The sequence below is a fragment of the Seongchinamella unica genome (genome assembly GCF_004354085.1).
Taxonomy (GTDB): domain Bacteria; phylum Pseudomonadota; class Gammaproteobacteria; order Pseudomonadales; family Halieaceae; genus Halioglobus; species Halioglobus unicus.
In genome coordinates, this window is record NZ_SMSE01000001.1 from 398,016 (window position 1) to 414,852 (window position 16,837).

Below are 16,837 nucleotides of genomic sequence, written 5' to 3' on the forward strand. Positions count from 1 at the left end.
CTGGACACAATCCCTACGATAGTAGGCGAGTATCGCGTTTTTCACTACACTGGCGTTTCGACAGGAGGAACCTGCTGTGGTCACCAGCAACCGCGAGCCCGGCAAACTGATGATTATCGCCCGCCCCAACCACTCTTCCAGCTGGCGGGCGAACCTTTACGCCCTCCTGGCTATCTCGGTGCCTTCCCTGGGTGCGGCGATCGGCTTCACCGCGCTGGGCGCCTGGCCCATCCTGCCCTTTGCAGGACTGGAACTCCTGGCCCTGGCCGGTGCGCTTTATTACGTGAACTGGAAGCTTCAGTATCGACACGTGATCACCCTCAGTGAGGACAGCGTGCAGATCGAGAAAGGTCACTACCACCCTAAACAGTGCTGGCGGTTCGCTCGCCAGCGCACCGGGCTGAGCATTATCCCGCAAAGACACCCCTGGGAGAGCCCGGAGCTGGCCGTGCACGACAGCCGGGAGAGCGTGGGTATCGGGGAATTCCTGAGCCCTGCCGACGCGCGGGAGTTGATCACCCTGCTGCGCGGCGAACTGCGGGTCGACAGCGCCAGCCCGCGACAGGGCCGTAGCTTCTAGTCGCCGAGATCGCCGAAGTCGCCGTGGCGCCCTGCACCTGCGGCAAAGCGCCGGGCCCCAGCCACCGTTTCCTGCGATGCGATCACCTCCAGCCCCTGGCGGAATTCATTGGCCATTGCCGTGCTCAAGTCCATGTCCCACTGCCGATAGGCACTGAGGCGATCAGAGCGCAGGCAGTTCTGGGGGAAGGCGGACAACTGCTGTGCCAGGTCCAGGGCGGCCTGTAACGCCTCCCCCTCGGCGACCACCCGGTTCGCCAGGCCCATGGCCAGCGCCTCCGAAGCCGCTACCGGGCGACCGGTTAGAATGAGGTCCAGCGCCCGGCTATGGCCGATCAGCCGCGGCAGTCGCACCGTGCCGCCATCGATCAGCGGCACTCCCCAGCGGCGGCAGAACACGCCCATAACGGCAGTTTCCTCAACCACCCGCAGGTCACACCAGAGAGCCAGCTCCAGACCACCCGCCACCGCATGGCCGGCGACCGCGGCGATTACCGGCTTGTCCAGTAACATACGGGAGGGACCCATCGGCCCGTCGCCTTCCTCTGAAAGAGCATTCGCACCCGTCTGGGACGCCAGTGCCTTCAGGTCAGCACCCGCGCAGAAGGTGCCATTGGCGCCATGGAAGACGGCCACGTCACTGTCGGGGTCGGCATCGAAGGCGGTAAACGCCCCCGCCAGGGCCCGGGCGGTCGCGCCGTCCACCGCATTGCGAACCTCGGGTCGCGCCAGGGTGATCACTGTCACCCTGCCCTGTTTTTCAACGCTGATGTTCATGCTGAATCTCCGGCACAAAAACAATCAGTGTAGGGAGAGCGATGGCGAGGCACAATACGGCGGCGGGAGAAACCCGGGCGGGCGCGGGGCCTGCTGTCGTGGCCAGGGCGCGGGCATAACACTGCCCTGCTGCACTTGGCACAGCGCCCACACGCTGCGGTACAATGCGCCCCCACTTCGCTGGAGGCAGCCCCTGCCATGAAACAACCTGCAAGCAACAAAGTCGGCTTTATCAGCCTTGGCTGCCCCAAGGCGCTGGTAGATTCCGAACGCATCCTCACCCAGTTGAAACTGGACGGATACGACATCGTACCAAGCTACGAGGATGCCGAGGTCGTGGTGGTCAACACCTGCGGCTTTATCGACAGCGCCAAGCAGGAATCACTGGATGCCATCGGCGAGGCCATCAGCGAAAACGGCAGGGTGATTGTCACCGGCTGCATGGGCAAGGGCGACGACGCCAGCATCATCCGGAAGTTGCACCCCAAGGTGCTGGCAGTCAGCGGTCCCGCCGCCTACGAAGAAGTGGTGGGCGCGGTCCACGAATATGTGCCCCCGGTGATCAATCACGACCCCTACACCGACCTGGTTCCGCCACAGGGGGTCAAGCTCACGCCGCGCCACTATGCCTACCTGAAGATTTCCGAGGGCTGTAATCATCGCTGCAGCTTCTGCATTATTCCGGATATGCGCGGTGACCTGGTGAGCAGGCCCATCGGTGATGTGATGGAAGAAGCCGAACGCCTGGTCAGGGCCGGGGTGAGGGAACTGCTGGTAATCTCCCAGGACACCAGCGCCTACGGTGTCGATACCCGGTTTCGTACCGGCTTCTGGAACGGCCGACCGCTGAAAACCCACATGCAGCAACTGTGCGAAGCCCTGGCGGAGTTCGGGGTGTGGGTCAGGTTGCACTATGTCTATCCCTATCCCCACGTGGACAAGGTCGTTCCGCTCATGGCCGACGGCAGGATTCTGCCTTACCTTGACGTACCCTTTCAGCATGGCAGCCCTGAGGTGCTCCTGCGAATGAAGCGCCCGGCAGCGGCGGAAAAATCCCTGGAGCGTATCCAGGCCTGGCGATCGATCTGCCCGGATATCACCCTGCGCAGCACGTTTATTGTCGGCTTCCCCGGCGAGACCGAGCAGGACTTCGAGATCCTGCTGGACTTCCTGCGAGAGGCACAGCTGGATCGGGTGGGCTGCTTCCAGTATTCCCCGGTCAAGGGCGCTAAAGCCAACGACCTGCCCGACCAGGTACCGGAAGTGCTCAAACAGGAACGCTGGGAGCGTTTCATGGCCCTGCAACAGGAGATCAGCAGTGCCCGGCTGCAGCAGAAAGTCGGGCGCGATATCGAGATCCTCATCGATGAGGTCGACTCCGACGGGGCCATTGGTCGTTCCCCTGCCGATGCCCCGGAGATCGACGGTAAAGTCTTTCTCGATGGCGCCACTGGCCTGAAACCCGGCGATCTGGTCAAGGCCACGGTTACCGGTGCCGACGAGTACGACCTGTGGGCGGGTTGAGCGCTTGAATCTGCTGTTATTTACCGAGCAGGACCGCAGCGACGACGGCCTGTTGCATATCACCGGCCCGCGACTGCAGCACCTGCGGCAAATACACGGCAAGACGGTTGGCGAAGACGTGCGGGTGGGCCGGATAAACGGCATGATCGGCAGCGCACGGATTGTCAGTATCGACAGCCATCGGGCGCTGCTGGACCCGGTACTGGACCAGCCGCCCCCTGAAAAAATCCCGCTGACCCTGGTGGTGGCCCTGCCCCGGCCAAAAATGTTGCGCCGCATCCTGCGCACGGTGGCGGAGCTGGGTGTTGGCGAACTGCACCTGATCAACACTTACCGGGTGGAGAAGAGCTTCTGGCAAACCCCTGTGCTGAAGGAAAGCAACGTGCACGAGTACCTGCTGCAGGGCCTGGAACAGTCGCGGGACACAGTTGTGCCTGCCGTTTCCTGCCACCGGCGGTTCAAACCCTTTGTCGAGGATGATCTGCCGGGCCTGCTCGCGGGGCGCAGGGCGCTACTGGCACATCCCGGCGATTATCCACCGTGCCCGCGCGGCGTTGCCGTTCCGGCGCTGCTGGTCATCGGCCCGGAGGGCGGCTTTATCCCCTACGAAGTGGATAAGTTGCAGCACGCGGGTTGCGAGCCGGTAAGCCTGGGACCCCGCATTCTCCGGGTGGAAAACGCGGTAACGGCCCTGCTCGGACGACTGTACTGAGTCGTCTCAGAAGTTGTATTGCAGTTCCAGGCCGTACATGCGCGGCGCCGCCGGCACATAGCCGCCAAAGCCGGACGATTCCACCAGCGCGGTGCCACCAATGGTGTAGTCCTCATCCGTCAGGTTGGTACCGTAGAGCGCGCCCTCCCACTTGCCCTGCGGTGAAACCCAGCCAATGCGCGCGTTCAGGTCAAACTGCTTGTCCTCCAGCCACAGGCCGCTGCGGCAGCTGGCGGAATCGAAACAGTAATCGATGTCGAACTTCCAGTTGGCCTGCAGCCGGGGCTGGATCAGGCCGATAGCGGACTCCCAGTTGTACTGGGCGGCCAGCATGTAGGTTTCTTCCGGCAGCCGTGGCAGGTTCTCGTCTGAGCGGTCATTGGGGCATTCATCAACCTCGATGATGGTCAGCGAGGTACGGGTACAGCCTGGGGCCACCACCGGATCCGCTACCAGGGTCAGCTGCACATCATCAAAGGCGTCGATCTGGCCATCGTTAATCGTGGCATTGAAGCTGATGAGCCAGTTTTCTGTCGCCAGCCAGGTGGTCTCCAGTTCAATTCCGCGAATGGTCGACTCGGCGGCGTTGATGGTCGCCGGGGCCGGCGAGCCGCTGTTGGGATTAATAACCAGCGTGGTCAGCTGCCGGTTGGTGTAATCCATATTGAAAATCGCGCCGTTAACCCGCAGACGGCGATCCAGCAGGTCGAGCTTGAAACCAAACTCCCAGTTCTCCACCTCCTCGGGCTGGAACTCCTCCAGGTCACCGCTTGGTGCCTCGGACAGGCCGCCGGAAAGGAAACCCTCGCTGTAGGTCAGGTACAGGGAGCCCTGGTCGATATAGCTGTTCTCCCCCAGCAGGTACTGAATGCTTGCCATGGGGGTCACATCGTTATTGGAGACCTTGCCGGTGGGTGCTGATTCCAGGACAAAATCAAAGTTCGGGTTGAACACGAAATCGGGTCGATTAACGATATACAGGCCCCCGCCCAACGGAATTGCCGGTGCGCCATTGGCGTCCAGGGTTGCGGGATCCGGGAGGTATTGCTCGCGGGTAAACTCCCTGTCCTCCTCGGTGTAGCGGACGCCAACGGTCGCTCGCCAGTGGTCATTGAACTCCCATTCCAGCTGGCTGAATACGGCGAGGGCATCGTTCTCGGCAATCTTCAGGTTGGCAGTGGAACTGGTGAAAAAGGTATCGGCAATGGCGGGATCAAAAGGCCCCAGGATACTCACTGAGCGCCGGTTATCGGTCTTCTCCTGAAACCAGTACAGGCCGGCAACGTATTGCAGGCGGTCGTCAAAAGCGGCGCCGGTCAACTGGAATTCCTGGCTGTACTGGTCCGTCTCCGCGGGCGTACTGAAGGGGTGTACCGAGTTGGTCCGGTGCAGGAAGGGAATACCGGTGTTGTCGAGTTCGTCATTCTGCTCAGCCTCGGTGTAGCGCCAGCCGCTGATGCTCTTGAGCGTAATGTCCTCGCCGAGGGCCCACTCTGCGGTCAGGGAAGCTCCCCGGTTTTCCACCTCGTAGGTCCCGCCGAGGTCGGAAATGATCTTGTACGGATCCCCGCCACCGGCCTGCTCGGCGTCGACACAGTAATCCTCCAGCGTCCTCCCGGTTGAAGGCGTGATCGCCAGCAGGTTGAAGAGTTCCTCCTGCCAACCGTCGTAGCCTTCGACATTGCGACACTTCTGCGGACGGGCCGTCTGGTCCGTCCGGGCCCAGTTCAGGTTGAGGTCCAGGGTAAAGTCCTCGCTAACCAGCCAGCGGGTGCGCCAGATCACATTCTGCCGGTCCTCGTCGTTATAGGCCTTGCCATCGAACAGGTTGTCCATGTACCCGTCCCGGGAACGGCTCGCCATCGACAGGCGGGTAAACAGGGACCCGGTAATCGGCACATTGACCATCAAATCCGCATCCAGACGGTCATAGTTGCCGACCCGGCCGCCAATGCTCGCCTCAAACTCGTCATTGGGCGGATTGGTGGTGAACACCAGCGCTCCCCCGGTGGTGTTCTTGCCGAACAGCGTCCCCTGGGGACCGCGCAGCACCTGCACCGACTGTATGTCATTGAGGTCAAGCAGGGCGCCGTCGGGGCGGCCCAGGTACATGCCATCGATGTATATACCCACCCCGGAATCGATATTGGCGCCGGAGTTGCGTTGCCCCACCCCGCGGATGTATACGTTGGCGATACCCGCGTTGCCATTTCCGGCCGCCACTTCGATGTTGGGCACAACCTGGTTGAGGTCGGCGAGATTACGCACACCGGCATCGCGCAGTGCCGCAGCGCCGAGCGCGGTGACCGCAACCGGTGTTTCCTGCAGACTCTCAACCCGCTTGCGCGCGGTGACGATGACCTCTTCCAGCACAAGATCCTGGGCGACGGCGGGGACAGCTGACAGGGGCGTCAGCGCAGTAAAAAGGCACAGGGTTAACCCACGCGTTCGCTGGGGGATAGACACGGACATACTCACCTCTTACTTATATTTATTGGCAGATCATGCTCCTGATTGTTATAGGGTGAAGTCGCCCTGCAGACAAGTCTTATCTTGACTGGAATCAACACAGGCCGGCGCCAGGCGGGCTAATCTTGTCACTGGAACAATCGTTTAAACCGCCAGGTAACTGACTATGTTAAGCGTCGCAGAAATCATGACCGCCCAGCCCTACACCCTGTCACCGGACGACAGCCTCGCACAGGCCCGCAAACTGATGGCAGACCACCACATTCGCCACATCCCGATCGTCAGCGGCAATGGCATACTGGTCGGCGTGGTGTCACAAAGGGATGTTCTGGCCGCCGCCGACTCCAGCGTACTTCCCGACCCGCAAGGCCGAGAACAGGAGGAACGCTACATCGCCCTCTCCAGCGTGATGACCTCGCCGGTGCAAACTGTGGACGAACACGCCAGCCTGCGGGGAACGGCTATGCATTTGATGCACAACAGGCTTGGCTGCCTGCCGGTGACCCGGGACGATGAACTGGTGGGCATTATTACCGATTCGGACTTTGTTACTGTCGCCATCAACCTGATGGAACAGTTGGAGCAGGCCGAGCCGCTGGCGGACGATTTCGACGACGGTTACTAGCGCCCGTCCCTCATCCGGACTGCCGGACCACGCCGATGGGGCAACTGACGCCAGTGCCGCCTAAACCGCAATACCCTCCCGGATTCTTGGCGAGGTACTGCTGATGGTAGTCCTCGGCGTAGTAAAAGGTCGGGGCCGGCAGGATTTCCGTGGTGATGTCGCCGTAGCCTGCCTCATGCAGAACCGGCTGGAATTCCTCCAGCGAGGCCGTGGCCAGCGCTGCCTGTTCATCGTCAAAGGTGTAAATGCCCGAGCGATACTGGGTGCCCATGTCATTGCCCTGGCGCATGCCCTGGGTGGGGTCATGACCTTCCCAGAAGGTTTGCAGCAATTGCCGGTAACTGATCTGCCCGGGATCGAAGACAAGCTGTACGACCTCGTTGTGACCGGTCTGTCCGCTACAAACCTCCTGGTAGGTCGGATTGGGCGTCAGGCCCGCGGCATACCCGGCAGCGGTTGAATACACACCGGGCAGTTGCCAGAACATCCGCTCCACACCCCAGAAGCAGCCCATGCCGAACATCGCCCTGCGGTATCCCTTCGGCCAGGGTCCCTGCATGGGATTGCCGTTGACGTAGTGGGTGTCGGCCACGGGCATCGGCTCCGTTCGACCCGGCAACGCCTTGTCGGGGCTGGGCATGGCATGTTTCTTTCGTATCTCAAACAGGGACATGGATCCTCCGGCGTGGGAGCCTGGTTGCAATCTGTGACTAATGGGCTAGAGTAGACACCCTTCCCGGTGAAAAATTCAAGTAACCGGCCCCCGCAGACTTATCCGTAATACCGGTGTCACATACAAGGACTAGGCTGGAACCTGCTTAAGGTTACCACCTCTGCTCCTCACAGCGGGCAACAGAATACAAGAGAGAAAAATGACGTTACAGGCAAATGAATTCGATGCCAGCGAGCTTTGCAGCCGCAAGCTCTGGCAAATAGTCACCAGTGAAGAGGACGCCAGGATGTCCCGAGACCAGCTGACGCAAGCCATTCAGGAACTGGCAACCCGCCGCCGCTACCTGGCAGAATTGTCACGCATGGGTAAACTGGGCAGCACTACCCACAACGCCTGAGGGCGGCGCCCGGCGCGCACCTCCAGATATGGCCCGACTTCCCTCCCGTCGTTCGTCGCGAACGGAAATTGCAAGTTTCCTGAACAAAAGCAAGACCATTGCCACGGTTCGGCAACGGCAGCCAAGACTGCTGTTCGCAATCGACGCAACCGCCAGTCGCCAACCCACCTGGGACCGGGCCAGCCACCTGCAGCAGGAGATGTTCCTCGCTACCCAGGAGAGCACCAGCCTCTGCGTCCAGCTGTGCTACTACCGCGGTTTTGCTGACTTCCATGCCGGCCCCTGGACCACCGACTCCCGGGCGCTGGCCAGCCAGATGAGCAAGGTCAGCTGCGAGGGCGGCCACACCCAGATTCAGCGCCTGCTGCGCCACGCCCTGGCCGAACACGGCAAAAACCGGCTCCGGGCGATGGTTTTCATCGGCGACGCCCTGGAGGAAAACCCCGATAGCCTGTGCCAACTCGCCGGCCAGTGCGGGATGCTCCAGCTCCCGCTGTTCATCTTTCAGGAGGGCCAGATGCGCGATGCCCGGGATTGCTTCACCCGCATGGCCAGACTGAGCAAGGGTGCATGGGCGAGCTTTGACAGCAGCAGCGCCAGCACGCTCGCTTCCCTGCTGGGAGCCGTGGCCAGCTACGCTTCTGGTGGCGTCAAGGCACTTGAACGCAACCGGACCGAGGGTGCTAAACTGCTGCTCCAGCAACTTAAAGACTGAGAGCCACTGTGCCCCGACTGATCCTGCTGGCGGCTATCGCCTTCACACTATTTATCCTGTTCAAGCGCGCCCGGGCCGCGCCACCGCACAAGCGCCGCAGCGAATACATCAAGCTCGGACTGGGCATTGTCCTGGTGACAGTCGTGTTGCTCGCCCTTGCCGGTAAAATGCACTGGATTGGCGTCGCGCTCACCGGGCTGCTGGTATTACTGCGCCAGATGGCGCCCGCACTGCTGCGATTGTCCCCAATGCTGGCCTCAAAACTGGGGCAGGCCTCTACCGGTGGCGGCCAACGCTCCACCGTGGCTACCGAGATCCTATCGATGCAGCTGGACCACGACAGCGGCGAACTTGCCGGCGAGGTGCTGAAAGGACAATTTGCCGGCTGGCGCCTGGCGGACATGGACCGCTCCCAGTTGCAGGAACTGCTGGCTTTTTGCCAGAACGAGGACGAGGATTCGGCGCAACTGCTGCAGAGTTACCTGGAACAGCGCTTTCCCGGCGAAACGGATTTCGAGGCCAGGCGGCCACCCCCCGATTCCGGCAGTGGCATGAGCAGGAAAGAGGCGCTGGCGGTACTGGGCCTGGAAGATGACGCCAGCAAGGAGGATATCATCGCCGCCCACCGTACGCTGATGCAGAAACTGCATCCGGATCGTGGTGGCAACGACTACCTGGCGGCCAAGATCAACCAGGCCAAGGACCTGCTGCTGGACTGACTGCAGACACGCTGGCAACCCGTCCGGGTAGCGCTTAAACTTGCCGCCATCTTTTCAGCAAGGACCAACATCCAATGACCGATGTTTATGTGATTCGTAACCAGCACGGCCACTTCTGGGGCAAGCGCAAACAATGGCTCAGCGGTGACGAGCCGAAAACCGTTTTGCGCACCAGGCATGAGGATGAGGCGGTCAACATCCTGTTTGAGCTGTCGGCAAAGGATACGGAACTTCGCGGTGAGGTGGTTACCGCGCAACTTTCCGAGCGGGGTGAGCCGATCATCGAGCCCAGCCAGATCCCCCTTCCCAGCCTGGAAGAGCCGGCGACGGGCACGGAACCGGCGCCTGACGCACCGGTCGAAGAGGCTGGTTCAACTGCACAGGAGACCCACTGAAACCATGCGCATACTACTGTTTCTGGCTACCAATATGGCGGTGCTGGTGCTTCTCAGCACGGTCTTCAACCTGCTGGGGCTGGAGGGCATTCTCGCCGCCAATGGCGTCGACCTGAACCTGAAGAGTTTGCTGGTATTCTGCGCCCTGTTCGGATTTGGCGGTTCGCTGATATCGCTGTTTTTATCCAAATGGATGGCCAAAAGAGGCACCGGCACCTACATCATCGAGACCCCGCGCAACCGCGAGGAGCAATGGCTGCTGGATACCGTGCGCGAGCTCGCCCAAGAAGCCGGTATCGGCATGCCGGAAGTGGGGATATTTCCTTCTCAGGCGGCCAACGCCTTCGCCACTGGCTGGAACCGCAACGCCGCGCTGCTCGCGGTAAGCGCAGGCTTGTTACAGCGTTTCCGCCCGGAGGAAACCCGCGCAGTCATGGCTCACGAAATAGGCCATGTGGCGAATGGCGACATGGTCACCCTGACCCTGATTCAGGGGGTCGTCAACACCTTCGTCATGTTTCTGGCGCGAGTCATCGGCCACACGGTAGACAGGGTGATCTTCAAGACCGAGCGCGGCTACGGCCTGGGCTATTACGCGGTGACCATTGTCACTGAACTGGTACTGGGCTTCCTTGCCAGCATGATCGTCTTCTGGTTCTCCCGCTGGCGTGAATTCCGCGCCGATGCCGCCGGCGGCCGGCTGGCGGGCAATCGGCATATGATCGCGGCACTGCAGCGGCTCAGGGAGGAGCAGGGCCTGCCCCAGGATTTACCCGGGGAACTCACTGCTTTCGGTATCAGCGAACAACTGAAGCAGGGCATCGGTGGCCTGCTGCGCTCCCATCCACCGCTGGAAGACCGGATCAGGGCCCTGCAGTCAGCCTGATCAGGCCAGTGGCTTGAGCAGGTATTCGCTCATCGGTATCACATCGATGCGATCAAAATCGATAAAACGGGCGACACTTTCCATCATCGCCTGGGCATTTCGGGCCAGGCCCTCGTCATCGTCCTCTGCCACGTTATAGAAGGCATGATTGGAAGCCATGGCGGCCTCGGGAAAGTTCTCTTCGATCATGGCGTCGAGCGGCGGTGCCGCATAACTGAGGCCGCGCACTATCACGTTCTGCCGGTAGCCGAAGGTGGACTGGGTGTCGATCGCCACCTCGGTATGGCTCTCCAGCCAGATTGACAGCCACTCGCTTGCCGAAAGCCGCGGCGGGCGTTGCAGGAAAACCACGTGACACATACCGGGAACGCGGCCGTCATCGCCCGGCGGATGGTTGCGATTGACCAGTGGTTCGGATTCCGTCACCAGGTAACAGTGAAAGCGGGAGACCCATTCCTCCAGGCAGGCATCGACCTCACCACGCTGCCCTGCGGCAGTATCCAGCCAGGCCGACACCATGGCATCCGGCAACGGGCGGGTGGCCGCCATACGCCGCTGGGAGCCGCTGGCAACCGCAGAGTCGGCCACCGCCAGTCGCAGTCCGCGGATGGCAGGATTTTCCGCCAGTTTCTCCAGGGCGGCGAGCAACTGATCACGGAAACCGTCACTGTCGGTCGTTTCTGGCTTCCACAGGGGATAAATCAGCTTTTCCACAATAGCGCACTCTTGAAAAAATCCGGCGAGGCTCCAGTAAAACAAAAGACAACCCGCGCCACAACGCACTGCCTCGCCAGAACCCGGCACCGGTAGTATTCTTATACCGACGACAACCCCAGTGGAGAAAGCAGTGACAGCGACAGCGAAGAATCCGGCAGTTATCAACTGGATAGGCTACCTGGCCATCACCCTGATGGTCACTATCCCGGTGGCAGTCCTGACCGTGCGCTCCGGCGCCTGGCAGCAGGGCCTGCTGCTGTATGCAATCAGCTGCGCCGGTTCGGCACTGCTGTTGCTGGTTGGCGTGGTCGTGCTGGCACTGCCGCGCTACGCGCGCTGGCGCAAAGCCACTGGAAATCGCGCCCTGTTTGCAATACCCGGCACCCTGTTGCTGTTGACGCTGCTGGCAGGTCGTGGGGATTATCCACCCATCCACGATATTACCACCGACCTGCAGGACCCACCGCAGTTTGTCACCGCCGGAAAAGTCCGCGGTGAGGCAAGTAACAGCCTCGCCCTGCAACCGGAAGTACTGGAGGCGCAGGCCGTGGCCTACCCGGACCTGCGGACACTGGTCACCAGCGAGTCCATTGAAACGGCTTTCGAGCGCGCACTGGACACGGCTGAAGAACTGGGTTGGGAGGTATATCACCAGGATCTCAACGCCGGTGTTATCGAAGCGGTGGATACCACCGCAATCATGGGTTTCAAGGACGATGTGGTTATTCGAGTGAACACCAACGCCGAAGGGACCCTGCTTGATTTACGTTCTGTGTCCCGGGTAGGCATTAGCGACCTGGGCGCAAACGCGGCACGCATCCGGGATTTCCTTCAGGCCTTCGAGCAACAGGACTGAGCCGTGAAAACACTTTTACTCCTTTTAGGTGCCCTGCTTTTACCCGCCCTGGGGGTGGCCGCCACCGAACCGGACTATCTGAGTTTCGCCACCGAGGATGAAAAAAACTCCACTGAAATTTTCAGCCGGGCCAGCCCGTCCGTGGTCTATGTCACCAATACCGCGCTCAGGCGCAATCTTTTCTCGCTGAATGTACAGGAAATTCCCCGCGGCTCAGGCACGGGTTTCGTCTGGAACGAACGGGGGCTTATTGTCACCAATTTCCACGTCATTGCCGGCGCCCACCGGTTGATCGTCACCCTGGGCGATCAACGGGAGTTCGAAGCCCAGGTTGTCGGCGTGGCGCCGGAGAAGGACCTGGCGGTATTGCGCATCGAAGATCCGCCCGAGGACCTGCAGGCACTGCCGTTGGGGGATTCCTCGGAGTTGTCGGTGGGCCGCAAGGTACTTGCCATCGGCAACCCCTTCGGCCTGGACACCACTCTCACAACCGGGGTGGTGAGCGCCCTGGGGCGCGAAATCCAGGCGCCCAGTGGACGCACGATCCGCGGGGTGATCCAGACCGACGCCGCTATCAACCCCGGCAACTCGGGGGGGCCGCTGCTCAACTCGCTGGGCCAGCTGGTGGGCGTCAATACGGCAATTTTCAGCCCCAGCGGTGCCAGTGCCGGCATCGGTTTTGCCATACCGGTAAACACCGTCAAGGAAGTGATTCCGCAGTTAATCGCCTACGGCAAGGTCCTTCATCCGATCATCGGCGTCGAACTGGCCAGTGATCGCTGGATACGGCGCTTCGGTATCGAAGGCGTACCTATCGTGCACGTCTACCCGGGGTTGCCAGCGGCAGAAGCGGGCATGGAAGGCGCACGCCAGGTGGGCCGCAGGGAGATCAAGCTGGGAGACGTCATTACCCACATCGATGGCAAGGAAATTCGCTCCAGTGACGATTACCTGACCGCGCTGGAAACTCATGAGCCTGGCGATACGATAAGCATTGACACCCGGCGGGGTGACAAGAAACTCAGCTTCAAGGTGACCTTGATAGAATCCCAGTAGTCAGGACAGGGTTCCCCCGTCCACCCTGATGTCCTCTCCGGTGATGTGAGCGCCATCCTCTGATATCAACATGGCAATCACCCCGGCGACCACCTCCGCGTCCTTAGGTCCGGTGAGTGAAGAGATTCGCCCCATGAGGCTGTAATCCATGGTCGAGGGAAAGTCGATACCGCGGGTCATGTCGGTTTTGATATCGCCCGGGCAGACGCAGTTGGCCCTCACGCCCCGCTTGGCGTACTCCACCGCAAGGCTGCGGGTCATTGCCAATACCCCACCCTTGCTGGCCGAATAGGCGACCCCACAGGGCAGACCGGACAGAGCAGCGGTTGACGCTGCGTTGACAATGCTGCCCCCGTTTTCCAGCAAATGGGGCAGCGCCGCCTGGCACAGCAACAGCGTGCCGGTGAGATTGATGTCGAGCACCTGCTGCCATTTATCGAGCGCCAGCTGCTCAGTGTCATCAAATCGCAGGACGCCAGCCATATTAACCAGCGCATGCAGCCCGCCAAATTGCGCGGCACAGTCGTCAACAGCCGCCTGGACCCCGGCGGCGTTACTGATATCGCAACGGCGTGCCACGGCCCTGCCGCCGGCGGCGCGAATCTCATCGGCGGTAGCGCGCGTCCGCGCATCATCAATGTCGACACAATAGACGCTGGCACCTTCCGCAGCCGCGCGTATTGCGCTGGCGCGGCCAATGCCGCTACCCGCCCCCGTTACCAGAACCACCTTACCGGCCAGTCGCTGCACGGCTCATCCTCCCCCGTCAAAAGCCTGAATATGCCCAGCCGTTGTGCAACCGTCAAACCTGCCGGTATGCAGCGCTATACCCCGCCGCAGGGAACGCCGGGCACAGCCGGGACTGTCCCATATTGTCATCCGGGCTGACTTATTAAGCCATTGCCATGGGATGGGGCAGCGGTACCCTGACAAGACTTCAATGGAGGCGGATCGTGGGCTTACACTTGCCCCTGCCCTTCGCGCTGAACACAATCCGGAGAGCCTATGAACGCCCCCGCCAGGAGAGATATTGTGCAGGACCTTGAGCAGTTTCGCAGTGATGTTCGCCAGTGGCTGGAGGAAAATTGCCCCCCCTCCCAGCGGCAACCCATCACCCCGGAAGAGCAGTACTACGGCGGCCGTCATGCCCGGTTCCCCAGTGAGGACGCAAAACTCTGGTTCGAGCGCATGCGCGACAAGGGCTGGATCTGCCCGGAATGGCCCGCAGAATATGGCGGCGGCGGGCTCGGGCCGCAAGAGGCCAAAATCATCAAGGAGGAGATGAAAGCACTCAATGCGCGTACCGCCCTTTACAGTATTGGCATCTGGATGCTGGGTCCGGCATTGCTGGAATTCGGCAACGAAAAGCAAAAGCAGCAGCATATCCGCGCCATTATCAACGGCGAAGCCCGCTGGGCACAGGGCTATTCGGAACCGGGCTCCGGCTCAGACCTCGCCAGCCTGCAGTGCCGGGCCGAGGATAAGGGAGACCATTTCCTGGTCAATGGCAGCAAGATCTGGACGACGGCTGCCGACAAATGCGACTGGATTTTCTGTCTGGTGCGCACCGACCCCAAAGCCAAGAAGCAGGAAGGCATCAGTTTCCTGCTGATCGATATGGATGACCCCGGCGTCAGCACCACGCCCATTGAATTGATCAGCGGCGAGTCTGAGTTCTGCCAGACATTCTTTGACAATGTGAAAGTGCCGAAAGACAACCTGGTAGGCGAACTCAACAAGGGCTGGAGTGTCGCCAAGGCGCTGCTGGTCCATGAAAGAAAGTTGATGTCGGAACTGGGCAGCGACTCCCCGCGAGAGGTAGTCCCCCCCAGCACCGCCGCCCGCCAGTACCTGCCATTCGCAAACGGCAAAGTTGCCGACGCCCAATTGCGCTCGGAACTGGTGGACTATGACATGGAAATGCACGCCATTGGCCTGACCCATTTCCGCACCTTCGAGGAGAAGATCGCCGGGGTCCGCAGTGCCGCCCCTCTGGTCATGAAGTACGTCGGCACCGAGGCGGAAAAAACCAGGAGCGAATTGCTGCTGGCTATCATGGGTAGCCGGGGACTGGGCTGGGAGGGCGAGGGCTTCACCCAGCCGGAGCTGGACACCCTGCGCCTGTGGGCCATGTCCAAGGCCATGACCATCGCTGGCGGCACCTCGGAAATTCAATTGAATGTTATCGCCAAGAACGTGCTGCAACTGCCCCAATCATAGGAGCTTACAATGGCCCTGGTCCTCAACGAAGAGCAACGTTTCCTGCAAGACAGCGCCAGGGAATTTCTCGCCAACAACGCCCCGGTGGCGAGCCTGCGCCAGCTCCGGGACTCCCGGGATCCACTGGGATACGACCCCGAACTGTGGCAACAGATGGCCGGATTGGGCTGGGCCAGCATCATTCTCCCTGAAGCCTATGGCGGTCTGGACTTCGGTTTCACCGGCCTGGGCATCGTCATGGAAGAGGCGGGCCGGACACTCACTGCATCACCTCTGTTTGCCTCCGCGGTAGTGGCAGCCTCGGCCATCCTGCTCGGTGGCAACGAGGCGCAGAAAAATGAATTACTGCCTGAAATCGCCGCCGGCAGACTCACCTTGGCGCTGGCTCTGGAGGAAAGTCACCATCACCGCCCCAGCCAGATCGAGACCACTGCCGCCCCCCGGGGCAATGGCTTTGTCATCTCCGGCAGCAAAAGCTTTGTCATCGACGGCCACAGCGCCGACAAGCTGCTGGTTGTTGCCCGCAGCGGCGGCGAGACAGAGGCAGAGGAAGGCCTGAGCCTTTTCCTGGTAGACCGCGAGGCCAACGGGGTCAGCGTGCAGCGCACCATCATGGTAGACAGCCGCAACGCGGCCAACGTGGTTTTCGACAACATGGAGGTTGACGCCTCCGCCCTGGTCGGTGAATTGGGTCAGGGCTGGGGGGTGCTTGAACCGGTCCTCGACCGCGGGCGGGTGGCGCTGGCGGCGGAAATGATGGGACTGTCACTGGAGGCTTTTGAGCGCACCGTGGAATACCTGAAAGAGCGTGAGCAGTTTGGCGCCAAGATCGGAAGTTTCCAGGCGCTGCAACATCGCGCAGCGCATATACAGTCCCAGCTAGAGCTGTGCCGATCGGTAATCCTGCAGGCACTGTCGGCGGTCGATGAGGCACCGGATCAATTGCCACTGCTGGCCAGCCTGGCCAAGGCAAAGCTCAACCAGCTGGCAAAACTGGTCACCAATGAAGCGGTGCAGATGCACGGCGGTATCGGTGTTACCGACGAGCTGGAAATCGGCTTTTTTCTCAAACGCGCCCGGGTTGCCATGCAGGTTTTCGGTGACACCGGGTTTCACAAGGACCGCTACGCCACACTCTGTGGCTACTGACAGGAACCCTCATGGATAACACACATAAAATTGCCACGGTCCACAAGTACGTGGAAGCCTTCGCCAATTCCGACATCCAGCTGATTCGGGAGATTTATGCCGAGGATGCGGTAGTTGAAGATCCCGTGGGCAGCGAGCCCCATGTAGGCATTGACGCTGTTGTGCGCTTCTATGAGGGCGCCTTTGCCACCGGTGCCAGGCTCGCTTTAACGGGCGACGTGCGCTGCGCCGGCAATGCGGCCGCTTTTCCCTTCAAGGTCATCATGGAAGGCATAGACATCTCTCCCATTGATGTATTTGAGTTCAACGACGCAGGCAAGGTCGTCAAGATGAAAGCCTACTGGGGAGGCTGAAACTGCCGGGGACGA

General features: G+C 61.0%; 19 protein-coding genes. 14 read left to right on the plus strand and 5 right to left on the minus strand.

Annotated elements, in window-relative coordinates:
• Nucleotides 1-76: 76 nt before the first annotated feature.
• The gene (locus E2F43_RS01820; protein WP_133209165.1) at nt 77-580 is read left to right on the plus strand and encodes a DUF2244 domain-containing protein; all 504 of its coding nucleotides are present in this window, start codon (nt 77-79) and stop codon (nt 578-580) included.
• Here the strand turns inward: E2F43_RS01820 and E2F43_RS01825 are convergent.
• Nucleotides 577-1,356 (minus strand): crotonase/enoyl-CoA hydratase family protein, encoded by a 780-nt coding sequence (locus E2F43_RS01825; protein ID WP_133209166.1) that lies wholly within the window; start codon nt 1,354-1,356, stop codon nt 577-579. The genes E2F43_RS01820 and E2F43_RS01825 overlap by 4 nt on opposite strands.
• 198 nt (nt 1,357-1,554) lie before the next feature.
• Between E2F43_RS01825 and rimO the strand changes: the two genes are divergently transcribed.
• Nucleotides 1,555-2,880 (plus strand): 30S ribosomal protein S12 methylthiotransferase RimO, encoded by a 1,326-nt coding sequence (gene rimO, locus E2F43_RS01830; protein ID WP_133209167.1) that lies wholly within the window; start codon nt 1,555-1,557, stop codon nt 2,878-2,880.
• A 4-nt stretch (nt 2,881-2,884) separates the two neighbouring features.
• Complete coding sequence (locus E2F43_RS01835) at nt 2,885-3,592, plus strand: 16S rRNA (uracil(1498)-N(3))-methyltransferase (protein WP_133209168.1); 708 nt, start codon at nt 2,885-2,887, stop codon at nt 3,590-3,592.
• 6 nt (nt 3,593-3,598) lie between these two features.
• Here E2F43_RS01835 and E2F43_RS01840 read toward each other — a convergent pair whose 3' ends face one another.
• Nucleotides 3,599-6,064 carry a TonB-dependent receptor gene (locus E2F43_RS01840; RefSeq protein ID WP_133209169.1) on the minus strand — a complete coding sequence of 822 codons (2,466 nt, stop codon included), beginning with the start codon at nt 6,062-6,064 and terminating at the stop codon, nt 3,599-3,601.
• 163 nt (nt 6,065-6,227) lie between these two features.
• Between E2F43_RS01840 and E2F43_RS01845 the strand changes: the two genes are divergently transcribed.
• The gene (locus E2F43_RS01845) at nt 6,228-6,686 is read left to right on the plus strand and encodes a CBS domain-containing protein (RefSeq protein ID WP_133209170.1); all 459 of its coding nucleotides are present in this window, start codon (nt 6,228-6,230) and stop codon (nt 6,684-6,686) included.
• A 10-nt stretch (nt 6,687-6,696) separates the two neighbouring features.
• On the opposite strand, the gene msrA is transcribed toward E2F43_RS01845, so the two are convergent.
• Nucleotides 6,697-7,359, minus strand: coding sequence for a peptide-methionine (S)-S-oxide reductase MsrA (msrA, locus tag E2F43_RS01850; RefSeq protein ID WP_133209171.1), 663 nt, complete (start codon nt 7,357-7,359; stop codon nt 6,697-6,699).
• A 199-nt stretch (nt 7,360-7,558) separates the two neighbouring features.
• Between msrA and E2F43_RS01855 the strand changes: the two genes are divergently transcribed.
• The 5 genes from E2F43_RS01855 (at nt 7,559) to htpX (ending at nt 10,471) form a co-directional block, all read left to right on the plus strand.
• A complete protein-coding gene (locus E2F43_RS01855) occupies nt 7,559-7,756 on the plus strand; it encodes a hypothetical protein (RefSeq protein ID WP_133209172.1) in 198 nt (65 codons plus the stop codon).
• Nucleotides 7,757-7,784: 28 nt separating this feature from the next.
• Nucleotides 7,785-8,471, plus strand: coding sequence for a VWA domain-containing protein (locus E2F43_RS01860; RefSeq protein ID WP_133209173.1), 687 nt, complete (start codon nt 7,785-7,787; stop codon nt 8,469-8,471).
• An 8-nt stretch (nt 8,472-8,479) separates the two neighbouring features.
• Complete coding sequence (locus E2F43_RS01865; RefSeq protein ID WP_133209174.1) at nt 8,480-9,190, plus strand: J domain-containing protein; 711 nt, start codon at nt 8,480-8,482, stop codon at nt 9,188-9,190.
• Nucleotides 9,191-9,264: 74 nt separating this feature from the next.
• A complete protein-coding gene (locus E2F43_RS01870; RefSeq protein ID WP_133209175.1) occupies nt 9,265-9,585 on the plus strand; it encodes a hypothetical protein in 321 nt (106 codons plus the stop codon).
• A gap of 4 nt (nt 9,586-9,589) precedes the next feature.
• The gene (gene htpX, locus E2F43_RS01875; protein ID WP_133209176.1) at nt 9,590-10,471 is read left to right on the plus strand and encodes a protease HtpX; all 882 of its coding nucleotides are present in this window, start codon (nt 9,590-9,592) and stop codon (nt 10,469-10,471) included.
• Here htpX and E2F43_RS01880 read toward each other — a convergent pair whose 3' ends face one another.
• Nucleotides 10,472-11,185, minus strand: coding sequence for an EthD domain-containing protein (locus E2F43_RS01880; protein ID WP_133209177.1), 714 nt, complete (start codon nt 11,183-11,185; stop codon nt 10,472-10,474). It lies immediately after the preceding gene.
• A 133-nt stretch (nt 11,186-11,318) separates the two neighbouring features.
• Here E2F43_RS01880 and E2F43_RS01885 point away from each other — a divergent pair, with 133 nt between their 5' ends.
• Together E2F43_RS01885 and E2F43_RS01890 are read left to right on the plus strand one after the other, a co-directional pair.
• Complete coding sequence (locus E2F43_RS01885; protein WP_238946700.1) at nt 11,319-12,044, plus strand: DUF1499 domain-containing protein; 726 nt, start codon at nt 11,319-11,321, stop codon at nt 12,042-12,044.
• Nucleotides 12,045-12,047: 3 nt separating this feature from the next.
• Nucleotides 12,048-13,100 carry a S1C family serine protease gene (locus E2F43_RS01890; RefSeq protein WP_133209178.1) on the plus strand — a complete coding sequence of 351 codons (1,053 nt, stop codon included), beginning with the start codon at nt 12,048-12,050 and terminating at the stop codon, nt 13,098-13,100.
• Here E2F43_RS01890 and E2F43_RS01895 read toward each other — a convergent pair whose 3' ends face one another.
• Nucleotides 13,101-13,850: an SDR family NAD(P)-dependent oxidoreductase gene (locus E2F43_RS01895; RefSeq protein ID WP_133209179.1), complete on the minus strand. Its 750-nt coding sequence runs from the start codon at nt 13,848-13,850 to the stop codon at nt 13,101-13,103.
• A gap of 255 nt (nt 13,851-14,105) precedes the next feature.
• Between E2F43_RS01895 and E2F43_RS01900 the strand changes: the two genes are divergently transcribed.
• Genes E2F43_RS01900 through E2F43_RS01910 form a run of 3 tightly spaced genes read left to right on the plus strand, consistent with a single transcriptional unit; the run spans nt 14,106 to nt 16,822 of the window.
• Nucleotides 14,106-15,320: an acyl-CoA dehydrogenase family protein gene (locus tag E2F43_RS01900; protein WP_133209180.1), complete on the plus strand. Its 1,215-nt coding sequence runs from the start codon at nt 14,106-14,108 to the stop codon at nt 15,318-15,320.
• A gap of 9 nt (nt 15,321-15,329) precedes the next feature.
• Complete coding sequence (locus E2F43_RS01905) at nt 15,330-16,469, plus strand: acyl-CoA dehydrogenase family protein (protein ID WP_133209181.1); 1,140 nt, start codon at nt 15,330-15,332, stop codon at nt 16,467-16,469.
• Nucleotides 16,470-16,480: 11 nt separating this feature from the next.
• Nucleotides 16,481-16,822: a nuclear transport factor 2 family protein gene (locus E2F43_RS01910; RefSeq protein ID WP_133209182.1), complete on the plus strand. Its 342-nt coding sequence runs from the start codon at nt 16,481-16,483 to the stop codon at nt 16,820-16,822.
• Nucleotides 16,823-16,837 lie beyond the last annotated feature (15 nt).

Coding starts and splice junctions, on each gene's coding strand:
- E2F43_RS01825 (WP_133209166.1), bottom strand. CDS start 1,356: ATGAACATCAGCGTTGAAAAACAGGGCAGGGTGACAGTGATCACCCTG.
- E2F43_RS01840 (WP_133209169.1), bottom strand. CDS start 6,064: ATGTCCGTGTCTATCCCCCAGCGAACGCGTGGGTTAACCCTGTGCCTT.
- E2F43_RS01905 (WP_133209181.1), top strand. CDS start 15,330: ATGGCCCTGGTCCTCAACGAAGAGCAACGTTTCCTGCAAGACAGCGCC.
- E2F43_RS01900 (WP_133209180.1), top strand. CDS start 14,106: ATGAACGCCCCCGCCAGGAGAGATATTGTGCAGGACCTTGAGCAGTTT.
- rimO (WP_133209167.1), top strand. CDS start 1,555: ATGAAACAACCTGCAAGCAACAAAGTCGGCTTTATCAGCCTTGGCTGC.
- E2F43_RS01910 (WP_133209182.1), top strand. CDS start 16,481: ATGGATAACACACATAAAATTGCCACGGTCCACAAGTACGTGGAAGCC.
- E2F43_RS01860 (WP_133209173.1), top strand. CDS start 7,785: ATGGCCCGACTTCCCTCCCGTCGTTCGTCGCGAACGGAAATTGCAAGT.
- E2F43_RS01845 (WP_133209170.1), top strand. CDS start 6,228: ATGTTAAGCGTCGCAGAAATCATGACCGCCCAGCCCTACACCCTGTCA.
- htpX (WP_133209176.1), top strand. CDS start 9,590: ATGCGCATACTACTGTTTCTGGCTACCAATATGGCGGTGCTGGTGCTT.
- E2F43_RS01870 (WP_133209175.1), top strand. CDS start 9,265: ATGACCGATGTTTATGTGATTCGTAACCAGCACGGCCACTTCTGGGGC.
- E2F43_RS01855 (WP_133209172.1), top strand. CDS start 7,559: ATGACGTTACAGGCAAATGAATTCGATGCCAGCGAGCTTTGCAGCCGC.
- msrA (WP_133209171.1), bottom strand. CDS start 7,359: ATGTCCCTGTTTGAGATACGAAAGAAACATGCCATGCCCAGCCCCGAC.